The 10579-nt window shown below is 38.6% G+C and carries 11 protein-coding genes; 1 reads left to right on the forward strand and 10 read right to left on the reverse strand.

Translation table 11 applies throughout. The features are described 5' to 3' along the window. Nucleotides 1–59: 59 nt before the first annotated feature. The 6 genes from AC1DV1_RS08740 to AC1DV1_RS08765 all read right to left on the reverse strand — a co-directional run bounded on the left by AC1DV1_RS08740 (nucleotide 60) and on the right by AC1DV1_RS08765 (nucleotide 7581). Nucleotides 60–770 (reverse strand): hypothetical protein, encoded by a 711-nt coding sequence (locus AC1DV1_RS08740; RefSeq protein WP_477357623.1) that lies wholly within the window; start codon nucleotides 768–770, stop codon nucleotides 60–62. A gap of 397 nt (nucleotides 771–1167) precedes the next feature. Further along, a complete protein-coding gene (lepB, locus tag AC1DV1_RS08745; RefSeq protein ID WP_477357653.1) occupies nucleotides 1168–2631 on the reverse strand; it encodes a signal peptidase I in 1464 nt (487 codons plus the stop codon). A 28-nt stretch (nucleotides 2632–2659) separates the two neighbouring features. Beyond that, nucleotides 2660–3796, reverse strand: a complete 1137-nt coding sequence (gene lepB / locus AC1DV1_RS08750) for a signal peptidase I (RefSeq protein WP_477357626.1) — start codon at nucleotides 3794–3796, stop codon at nucleotides 2660–2662. 775 nt (nucleotides 3797–4571) lie between these two features. After that, nucleotides 4572–4775 (reverse strand): hypothetical protein, encoded by a 204-nt coding sequence (locus AC1DV1_RS08755; protein ID WP_477357629.1) that lies wholly within the window; start codon nucleotides 4773–4775, stop codon nucleotides 4572–4574. Between the two features lie 58 nt (nucleotides 4776–4833). Then, on the reverse strand, nucleotides 4834–6984 hold the full coding sequence (locus tag AC1DV1_RS08760; RefSeq protein ID WP_477357632.1) for a peptidase domain-containing ABC transporter: 2151 nt from the start codon (nucleotides 6982–6984) through the stop codon (nucleotides 4834–4836). A gap of 75 nt (nucleotides 6985–7059) precedes the next feature. After that, entirely contained in the window at nucleotides 7060–7581 is a 522-nt protein-coding gene (locus AC1DV1_RS08765) for a hypothetical protein (RefSeq protein WP_477357635.1), read from the reverse strand. 181 nt (nucleotides 7582–7762) lie between these two features. Here AC1DV1_RS08765 and AC1DV1_RS08770 point away from each other — a divergent pair, with 181 nt between their 5' ends. Beyond that, entirely contained in the window at nucleotides 7763–7891 is a 129-nt protein-coding gene (locus AC1DV1_RS08770) for a hypothetical protein (RefSeq protein ID WP_477357638.1), read from the forward strand. A 1071-nt stretch (nucleotides 7892–8962) separates the two neighbouring features. Here AC1DV1_RS08770 and AC1DV1_RS08775 read toward each other — a convergent pair. From AC1DV1_RS08775 to AC1DV1_RS08790, 4 genes are all read right to left on the reverse strand, one after another. After that, the gene (locus AC1DV1_RS08775) at nucleotides 8963–9724 is read right to left on the reverse strand and encodes an ABC transporter ATP-binding protein (protein ID WP_477357641.1); all 762 of its coding nucleotides are present in this window, start codon (nucleotides 9722–9724) and stop codon (nucleotides 8963–8965) included. Nucleotides 9725–9776: 52 nt separating this feature from the next. Beyond that, nucleotides 9777–9986 (reverse strand): hypothetical protein, encoded by a 210-nt coding sequence (locus tag AC1DV1_RS08780; RefSeq protein WP_147053336.1) that lies wholly within the window; start codon nucleotides 9984–9986, stop codon nucleotides 9777–9779. Nucleotides 9987–10011: 25 nt separating this feature from the next. Further along, nucleotides 10012–10206, reverse strand: coding sequence for a hypothetical protein (locus AC1DV1_RS08785; protein WP_147053337.1), 195 nt, complete (start codon nucleotides 10204–10206; stop codon nucleotides 10012–10014). A gap of 90 nt (nucleotides 10207–10296) precedes the next feature. Beyond that, a partial coding sequence (locus AC1DV1_RS08790) for a hypothetical protein (protein ID WP_477357644.1) occupies nucleotides 10297–10579 on the reverse strand: 283 nt, incomplete at its 5' end.

Here is a 10579-nt window from a genome sequence, read left to right on the forward strand (position 1 = left end):
GCTGCAAAATTAAGGTAATAATCGGTTGTTTTGTAATGCCCGGTAATTAAAGATACACGTTAATTAACCGTACCTGTAGCTGCCCAAAAAACCAGGAAACCCGGCTTACTCTTTTTAACGATGATACGCCCGAGCACCCGTTTAGGATTTGGATGGACATTAAGCACATCAATATTATGATGATCGCTTTCTGTCATTATATTCTTTTTACCCCATTTGGCCAGGTTATGCACCAGATAACTTAAGTTTTCATCGCCTGTAGGTATATCGTTATAATAATCGGGCAAAGTAAAATCCTTTATGTCGGTACCGTCTTTATAAATCAGTTGTATCTGTAGCTGCGACGGGCCTTCGGAACTGGTAAGACTTAAATATATTCCCTGGTATCTCTTCGCCGGAACATTAAAAGCAAATCTCCCCTCACCCGAAACAAAACGGGCCTGGTAGCCCACACTGTCGCGATTATTATAGTGCAATTTAATTGCCGGATGCATGTTGGTAGCAGGGATCAGCGGATTATCCGGCAGGGCATGAGGATCTTTATTGTCGCAATAAATGGCGGCCGACATGGTGAGATAGCCATCGCCATCGCCGTTACCATCAATACCTTTTGTCCAGCTTTTTATCAAGCCATCGAAACCGGTGCTAACCGGGCGGGCATTTAACAGCGTATCGATATTGATTTGAATTGTTTTACCTGCCTGTTGCGTATTGCCAGTAGTTGAAAGCAGTGCAGAGAGCGTAAAAATAATAACTGTTTTGAGGGGCATAATGTTATTGGTTGGGCTAAAGATATAAAACCGATAYGGAGCCGGAAGCAATATCATGACAGTATTTGATCGAAACCCTTACATTCTAATTAAAAAGAGTTAAACCCCTCGAAAAAAAATAAAATTATCCAAAAACCAAGCATCTTGGGTAGTAGCATTTAACTTTCTTAAATAACCTGAGTTTGTGTCAAGTGACCAACTATAGTTGGTTATTGTTGTTGCGATCAACGACGATATTTAGCAAGTTTTTTTAGGGAAGAAGCGATACACGCAAAGTACACGCACGGTGTTCATCCCCATGACCTTTGTGCTGCTTGTAAATGCCCTTTAGCTCATATAGCCCTTTTACGGAGCATGGTTTGGGCTTGCCGTGACATATAACATCATACCTTTCAACTTACCTAATAACGTTAAACAGTCTGCTCCACCTGATCTTATGCAGGAAGCCGGCCTGGTCGTCAATACTCATCCAGATAAAAAGCGCCTTGCCCACAATATGATCTTCGGGAACAAAACCCCAGAAACGTGAATCTTCAGAGTTATGGCGGTTGTCGCCCATCATAAAGTAGTAGTTCATTTTAAAGGTATAGCTGTCGGCTTTTTTACCATTAATCAGGATATCCTTGCCAACTACTTCAACTTTGTTGCCTTCGTAAATTTCGATAGCGCGGCCGTATACCGGGAATGTTAAGCTATCCAACTTTACTGTCCAGCCTTTTTTAGGTACGATGATTGGTCCGTAATTATCCTGGTTCCAGGTAAACCGGGGGAAACTTGCGGTAATTTTATAGTTAGGATATTTTAATGGGAAAACAGTATATCCGTCAGAAGCTCCGGGCTTAGCCAAATCGGGGGTAACTGATTTAATATTCGCGTACCCTTTTAAAGCATTGGCCGATGCTACCGTAGTGTTTGTTACAAACTCATTAGCCCTATCAGTAGTGGCAATATCGGCCAGGTGCAGGTCGCTTATCAGGTCGGGGTTAATCGGCGTGCCGTCGTATTGTACGCGGTAAGTAATTTCGCCATTTACAGGAGTTGTTTTGGCTTTACCATTAATAAACACCTGGGCATTTACCACGCTCAGCGTATCGCCGGGTGTACCCTGACAGCGTTTTATAAAGTTCTCGCGTTTATCAACCGGGCGGCTCAAAGGCGCATCGGCATCCATGGGGTAATTAAACACCACCACATCGCCTTTTTTAATGTCGCTTAAACCAGGCAGGCGGTAATAAGGCAGCTCGATGCCGTCCCAGTAAGCCTTGGTATTAATAAGAGGCATGGTATGGTGCGCAAACGGAAAGGCTACAGGTGTCATGGGCAACCGGGCACCGTAGTTAACCTTACTTACAAACAGGTAATCGCCAATAAGCAACGAGCTTTCCATAGATGCACTTGGGATCACGTACGCCTCAATGAACAGGGTGCGGATCAGCGTAGCAGCTATCACCGCGAAAATAATGGCATCGGCCCACTCGCGTACCGCGGTTTTTTTAAGCGCCTTCTTATATTTTTCCCTAAACTCCAGGTTGGCCGATGGGCCAACATATTTAGTATCCTTATCGAAACCCCACTTTGGCAAAAATATAAACGGCAATGCAACACCGCCAATATGTTCACTTAATGAAAACTTGCCATATGACTTTAAAAAGTCGACCATCAGGCCAACAAACACTAATATGTTTAACCCCGGCAGTAACATGAGTGCCATCCACCATAACGGCCTGCCACTCAGTTTTATCATGATGTAAATATTATAAACGGGTATCACACCCTCCCAACCCGGCCTGCCGGCTTTTTCAAATAATTTATATAAACCAATAAAAGGCAGAACTACAAATAACAAAAACGCAATTATAATATTCACTATATATTTCTTTAAGTAACAGCTATTTTATACCCCTGAACAACCTGCTCCACCTTATTTTATTTGCAAACGATGCCGTACTATCAATACTCATCCAGGTAAATAATGCTTTGCCAACTACGTGATCTTCGGGCAAAAAGCCCCAATAGCGTGAATCGGTGGAGTTATGGCGGTTATCGCCCATCATCCAGTAGTAGTTCATTTTAAAGGTGTAAGTATCGGCTTTTTTTCCGTTTATAAAAACATCCTTGCCAACAACTTTTACGGTATTGTGCTCGTAAATAGCTATAGCCCGCCCATATATCGGGAAGGTAGTGCTATCCAGCTTAACTGTCCAGCCTTTTTTGGGAATAATTACAGGGCCAAAGTTATCTACGTTCCAGTTGTAGCGCGGCATGGTGCCCAGCTGATAATCGGGATGCGATAGCGGGTATACCGGGTTTGCATCGTCAACCAAGCCTTTAATAGCGATATTGGGCGTTACCGATTTTACATTGGAATAGGTTTTTAACTGCCTAACCGATTCAACAGTAGCATTGGCTGTAAAAGTGGTGTTGTCAACAGCGCCAAAACTTTCCAGGTGCAATTCGTTAACTACATCGGGGTTTATCCCGCTGCCATCTGTTTTTATAACATAGGCCATTTTACCGGCTTCAACTGCCGGCCTGGGCTTACTGTTAACATACACCAATGCATTAACCAAACTAAGCGTATCGCCCGGGGTACCCTGGCATCGTTTAATAATGTTTTCACGGCGGTCAACCGGCCGGTATAGCGGCGAATCGGCTTCCGTGGGCAGGTTAAACACCACAATATCGCCCTTTTTTATATCGCTTAAACCTGGCAACCGGTAATAAGGCAATTGCACATCCAGGTACGATTTGGTTTCGGTAAACGGTATGGTATGCGCGGTAAATGGCACAGCCAATGGCGTTATTGGCATACGTGCACCGTAGTTAACCTTACTTACAAACAGGTAATCGCCAACAAGCAGCGAGCCCTCCATCGATCCGCTTGGGATAACATAAGCTTCAATAAAAAGTGTACGGATAAGGGTAGCCGCTATCACTGCAAACAAAATGGCATCGGCCCATTCGCGGGCGGCCCCTTTTTTCTTTTTCGGTGTGGTTTTATCTTTCTTCCAGAATTTCCAGTTCATTTTTTCGGATGTGCAAATTTCAAATTTCAGATGTGCAGATGATTAAGTCAGATAAGCACATCACAAATTTGTTTATTTTTTGATGAATATATTATTAATTATTTCTCTATGACTGCCTTGTAAGCGATATGTTACCCGCTTAGCGGTGCAAATATGCAATTTCAAAAAGGCATTATGAAGATTAAGGAGGAAAGTCTTTTGAAGGGAAGGCGGAAAGTTAAAAAATTGCTTTTTGAACCATCAATCCTGATGCATGATAATTGACGATGTGGTGCGCTTTCACGATGCTCGCCTCGGTGCCAGAAGTATAGTGGAAGTAAATATTTAAGCAAACAAGTACACTATCCGCTATCAGTGCCGTAAAAACTATCCTGCAGGACGAATATTTGAATCAAATTGCGCCACCTATCTCAAAGGCCAAATAAGCAATACCGTCGAAATTTAAACAAGGAGCGGATAAATTTGGTTTATGATCAGTTTTTTCACAGATCATTTTACCATGTATCTCCCTTTCCTAAGAAGCCAGAACAAAGCTAATGGTAGGTTATTGCCGGCCGCTTTGTAACAAACATGCCAATTTTATTAAAAACAAGCTGTGCGGCGAAAACAGCCGGGTAAAGATTGAAATCCCCGTGGATAACAGGTTGCTGGTAGCAGCATCTGCATTACCTGAGTTTGCGCGTTCGGCTTTTCCCTGAAAGTGAGTTTCTTTTACACACTTTTCAATTGGTTGCTATTGGCACGTTTAAACTTGTTCATCTGTGAGTGCCACGCCCTATTTATCAACAACGTTATACTTATTTTTCAGTAAAAACATCAGGTAATACCCGGCAAATATTATCCCCCAAATTATAAGTGCTTTCCATGAGTATTTGTACAATCCGGGATATTCCATCCTCAAGTTTGGAACCAGGTATAATACCGCTACAATCAAAATTAACCCAACTCCTAAAATCCCTAACATTCCCCAAGTTTTCATAGCATTTAATAATTAATAAACATTTCTCTAAAATATAAAAAATAACCAAATTTAACCTTCAGATAACAGCATCGGCCTTAACAAAATATTTCTTTTGATCAATATTATATACAGGGCCAAGCCTTTCTGCTAAGCCAATATTGTGTGTAATCATAGCTATTAGCATTTTTTCTTTTAAGTTATCCAACAATTTGATAATAAAGTTTTCGGTATCGCTATCCATTGATGCGGTAGCCTCGTCAAGTAAAAGCAATTGTGGTTTGCGGTAAAGAGCCCTGGCAAAGGCAACCAATTGCCTTTGCCCCCCTGAAAGGCTAACGCCGTCTTCGCCTAATAAGGTGCCATATCCTTGCGGAAATAAACTAAAATAATTATCAAATCCGTACTCTACGCAAAATTTATAAACTTTAACCATCTCTTCCTGCAAATAAGCAAGGTCTGGCTCTGCTTCCTGGGTATCAAAATTCAAGGCTATATTTTGAAGCAGATTGCAGTTAAAAAACTTAATATCCTGGGGCACTACCGCAACATTTGATCGCCAACCGGCGTTATCATAAGCATTCAAATCATTACCGTCTATGGTAATTTGCCCGGATTCGATAAAAGCAAATTTTTGCAAAATTTGAAATATGGTACTTTTCCCACTGCCTGTTTTTCCAAGAATAACAAAAATTTGTCCTTTGGATAGCTCAAAAGAAACTTTATCTAACAACTTTGGCCGCCCAATAAACCTGAATGATATATCTTTTATAACAATGGAAGTAATGCTATTGCCGTGGGGTGCGCCGCTATCCGGGTTTAAACTTAGTTCTCCTTCCAAATAAACAAATTCATACATTCTGTTAAAGGCGACTTTAGCTTCCTGAATTTGAATATTTGACATGGCCAGGCGAACAACCGCCGATATAATGCCCGACGTTACCGTTAATATCGCCATTAACTCCCCTATTTTGAGTTTATGGCTTATTACCAATAGCGAACTGCAGGTTAAAATGGTCATCAATAAAACTATCCCAATAATTTCTGACCACCAATTTAACCGGGTTTTGGTTATTCCAAGTTTATAAAGTTCGGATTGAAATATTTTAAAAAAATTCTGCGTGACCCTGCTAAACCCTTTTTCAAGTCCCGACATTTTAATAACGTCAATACCCTGGATAGAATCAATATAGTTACTATCGTTCCGGGCATAAGCTTTCATTACATCCGTTTGTCCGGTTAATATTTTATCGGAATATATATTTGATAACGCAAAAGAGAGCGGGATACTTGCTAAAGTGCAAAGCGCTATAATGACGCCAAAATTAAAAACATAAAAAACCGAGACTATAACAATAAGTAAATCAATAACAACCGAACCTGCCAAAAAGCTAATGGTTTGTTGAATCCTGTAAGTATCGTTTAACCGCGATATTAAATCACCAGTTTTCCTATTCGAAAAAAAGTTCTTAGGCAATGACAATAGCAGGCTATAAAATTTATTGGTAATACGGTTATTAAACGCTACCCCCTGCTTCAACAACATTACCGACCTGAGGTAATTCACCCCGCTTTTTGTCACTAACAGAACGGTTGCCAAAATCAAGCTAATAGATAATTTAAATGTATTACGCTCGGGTAAAACATTATCTATCAACTTTTGCGAAAGTATAGGCATGCAAAGCGACAATGCAGCGATTATTAATCCCATAAAGGCTGTAGCAAACAACAATGTTAAGTCATCATCAATCAACGCCCTAATCCACGCCAACTTACTGCCTCTTTTAGTTTCCCTGTCATTAAAGGTTTCGTTACAAGAAAGCCGCAACATATATCTCTTTTGCCAAATTTTTAAAAGTTCGGCTTCAGATATTTCAGAAACGCCCTTTGCGGGATCGCCAATTAAAAATCCCGACGGCCCATATTTGTATAAAACTATGTAATGTTCCAGATAGCCATCTACCAAAACATGCAAGATACATGGGCCATCATTTTTTTTTATTTCGGCTATGTCATCAACCTCAAATGCTTCGGCATTAAACCCAAGCGATTGTGAAGCCCTATAAAGGCCAAGCATGGTAGTACCTTGAACAGAGGTTCCGCTTATTTGTCTTATATTTTCAAAAGAATCATCGCCGTTATAGTATCTGACCACCGAAAGTAAGCACGCAACAGCGCAATCAGATTGATCATGCTGTTTAGTGAATGATTTTCTAATTTTTTTATTCATACCTGCATAATTATTTGTGCAAAGCAAATAGTTGTTAATTTATCTGGGATATAGTTGCTTTAATGGCATCCATTCTTAATTTAACCATTGGGTAAGCGCAGAAATTTTTGTTTCGCCTGAATAGTTTTTCACTAATTTTAAATCTTTATTGTAAATGAAGATACCTGGGGTTCTGCGGGAGCCAAAAGCTTTGTAAAACTCATCATCATCAGATTTTAGCATGGTTAAATTTTTTAAGCTGCCAAGTTTAAATACCTTAAAATAATCGTCTATTTGTCCAAAAGGTTCATTGGAAACCATTATCAGGGAAGTATTACTAAATGCACTTTGATTTTTTACCAACTCCTCGGCTTCATACCTACAGGAGCCGCACATGGTGTTGTAGTAAATAATAATACATGGACGTTTTTGGGGAATATCTTTTGAAAGAAAATATTTAGTAGTATCCTGCATCAGCCGGAATTTCATGTTAGGCGGAACGCCTAACTGCGATTCCATTTTTGAGTTAAACCTCATTTTTATAATTATACTATACATGAGTACTGATACTACTATGGCTATGAGACCTAAAACAATTGCTATGATTTTTTTCTTCATATTAACTAAAAAATGTTCGGTTATACCTTAGGTTGAAATGAAAGGTTTATTGAAATTAGCTGCTGCCTGCCTAAAAAAATAGCCAGCGAAAATTATACAGGTGGCTACATTTAATACAGCGACTGAACAAATTAAAATAGTGTTTTGACAATATAAAGCTACCGCCGCTATTATCCCGACGATGAGCGTTACCAGCGAACTGATAAAATTCGTATTGGTTTGCTTGTTTATGGAGTCGACCAACGTTTTTGGATATTTTAAAGAGAACACCAGCGACATCGCTATTAAACTTAAACAAACCGAGAAGTAAAGTAGAAAGAAACTATAATCGATTGGAACGATGATTTTAAAGTACCGGCCAAAAAAAGCCTGCAAAATGAATATTAGTATATCAATAAATAAATCTAACGGCAGCAACACCAATATCAAAGGATATATATAGGTTCTAATTATAGTTTTATGAATGTTCTGGCTAAAAAAAACGTTGCGATATAAATCAACACCAAATGCGAATATGTTGTTAAAAAGATAGGTAAACAACAATATGGGTAAAATACAAACAAGGTAAAAAAACTGGTAACCAGCCATAAATTTCAGCAAACCTGTTGACGTGCCAATTAAGTAAACCAATTTTACCAGGTATAGCAGAATTATGGTAGATCGAATTTTATTAGCCGACAATAAATATCGTAATACAAGGGCTGAAGTATTTGCATTTTTTGATTTGATATTTATGGATAATGCTTTGGTCTGAACCGCAATTTGCCCGTAGGAATAATAGGAAACGATAAAAATTAAAACCAATAGCAACAACAGGTAAAAATTGGAAACCTTTAAAAAGTAAAACCAAACAGTTAAAATGCCAAAAAAAAGGTATACAATATGACCAATATTAAACTTTGATTCGAAAACAGTTCTTATGGCACGGTTTATATGAAAATAAACGAATAACAACAGTAAAACACTAAAAATGTCTGTAAAGACAATGGATTTGGAAAAGGCGGCGAAGCAAATAAAAAAAAGCAATATTACCATATAAAAAAACGAGAACAAGTCGCGAAAAAGACTTACCGAATATTTTATAACCGGGTTTAAGTTATAGTAAGGATTATTGACAAACCGAATGGTCCTGAATGTTGGAAATATGTACTTTACAACAATGATTACTCCGGTAGCCAGTGAAAGTGCAGATACTAAATTAAATTTAACATGCTTTGTAAGTATTAAATCATTCAGTTTGCCGAATATAAAACCGTCAAAAACTATCAGCAAGATTACTAAGGCCACTAACACTATATCGGTTTTTTTATRGTTTACAATTACCTTTTTCTTAGATAGCAGTATTGATAAAAATTTTAATATTGAAAATAATTGACGTAATTTAAATCCAGTTGGGGAGTAGTACTTCATCAGGCCTTATGTGTTCTTTGGGTAAGTATTTAAAAAAATTCTCCAATACAGTTTCGCCCTGGGCATAAAAATTGTCTTTTTTTTCCTTTATGATAATCTTACCGTGGCTAATTAGGGCTACATCTGTAGCCAATTCTTTTATATAAGAGAGATCGTGGCTTGAGATGATTAAGGTTTTTTGCTTTAACATCATTAATTTAAAAACCCGTATCAGTTTATCAACAAATACCGGGTCAAGTCCGTTAAAGGGTTCATCAAGAATAAGAATACTGGGCGAGTTTAATAATGCGGCACAAAACTCAAGGCGCTTTTTGTTCCCTGTAGAATAGGTAGATATCATGTTATCTATTAAACTCTTATCATCAAAAAACAGGCTGATTAAATCGTCGATCTTATTTTTTAAATCTATCTTTTTCATGCATAACAGCAGCCCATGGAGCATTAAAAAATCATATCCGGATAGGTCCTCAATTAATAATGATTTTTCGGGCATACACCCAATTTTTCCCTTTATAGTATTGCTTTTATCATAGTAGGTCTCTCCCATTATTTGCAATTCCCCGTAATCGGGGGTTAACAAACCAAGTATTATATTTAAAATCGTACTCTTCCCGGCACCATTGGGTCCAATTAAGCACAAACATTCCCCTTGGTTAACCGTAATATCAATACCATCTAATATTTTTTTGTTGTTAAACGCTTTGCATATATTTTTTAAATCGATCATATCCATGTATGTACTATTAAGAGGGATTGGAAAACGCTTCCCAATCCCTCAAAAAGTTTTAAGAGAATAGTGAGTAAATACCATAGGCTGCGCATCCAACGCCAGCCCCGGCAACTACCCAGGCAGCTACGCCGCCTGTTGCTACAGTTGCTCCTAATAATGTTGCAACGCCTGCAACTGAAACACCAGCTGCTAAACCTGCGCAAAAACCTGCCGCTGCAGATCCACCCTGAATTTCTTCGAGTTCGATAAGTTCTAAATTTCTCATTTCTTTTGTTTTTAAGGTTAAATAATTAGTTACTAACAGCAGCTCCGATAGCTAATCCAATACAGGTTGGCCCAAATATGGCACCCGTTACAAAAATGCCAAAACCACCAAATACACCACCCGAAATTGCAAGACCGCATGCAACTCCGGCGCCTGTGGCAAGCCCGTCTTTCGAGCCACCATTAATCAACGCCATCTTCTCAAGTTCCAAAGATTTCATAAAAAAAATTAAGTTGTAATTGCACCTACTCTATCAGCTTTTCGGTTTCCGCTATTATGAAGTTGCTTCATAAGTATTTTCATTGAGTATTTAACTCAAGTTAATGCTCAAAAACATTATAAAAATGGTCCACACAAGCAAACCTGCGCCGTATGACGATATAACCGTAACAGCGGCTTTTTTAATTGGTAAGCCCAATTGATTGCTTAAGCAATAACTTAAGCTAAAACAATAAATGATTTCAAAAATATTGCTTGTTGAAAGCGGATAATAAAACCATTTCTTAACGTTAGCGATATCAACAAGGCTTAATAACGAAAAAGGCGAAAAAAGCTGKAGGTCCAATAGCGTGTAACGTGTTTTAAAAAATGAG

Source organism: Mucilaginibacter sp. P4_D1 (assembly GCF_056401935.1).

Excerpts from the sequence above, each read along its gene's own strand:
- AC1DV1_RS08740 (WP_477357623.1), bottom strand. The coding sequence starts at position 770 with ATGCCCCTCAAAACAGTTATTATTTTTACGCTCTCTGCACTGCTTTCA.
- lepB (WP_477357626.1), bottom strand. The coding sequence starts at position 3,796 with ATGAACTGGAAATTCTGGAAGAAAGATAAAACCACACCGAAAAAGAAA.
- AC1DV1_RS08755 (WP_477357629.1), bottom strand. The coding sequence starts at position 4,775 with ATGAAAACTTGGGGAATGTTAGGGATTTTAGGAGTTGGGTTAATTTTG.
- AC1DV1_RS08760 (WP_477357632.1), bottom strand. The coding sequence starts at position 6,984 with ATGAATAAAAAAATTAGAAAATCATTCACTAAACAGCATGATCAATCT.
- AC1DV1_RS08765 (WP_477357635.1), bottom strand. The coding sequence starts at position 7,581 with ATGAAGAAAAAAATCATAGCAATTGTTTTAGGTCTCATAGCCATAGTA.
- AC1DV1_RS08770 (WP_477357638.1), top strand. The coding sequence starts at position 7,763 with ATGAGCGTTACCAGCGAACTGATAAAATTCGTATTGGTTTGCTTGTTT.
- AC1DV1_RS08775 (WP_477357641.1), bottom strand. The coding sequence starts at position 9,724 with ATGGATATGATCGATTTAAAAAATATATGCAAAGCGTTTAACAACAAA.
- AC1DV1_RS08780 (WP_147053336.1), bottom strand. The coding sequence starts at position 9,986 with ATGAGAAATTTAGAACTTATCGAACTCGAAGAAATTCAGGGTGGATCT.
- AC1DV1_RS08785 (WP_147053337.1), bottom strand. The coding sequence starts at position 10,206 with ATGAAATCTTTGGAACTTGAGAAGATGGCGTTGATTAATGGTGGCTCG.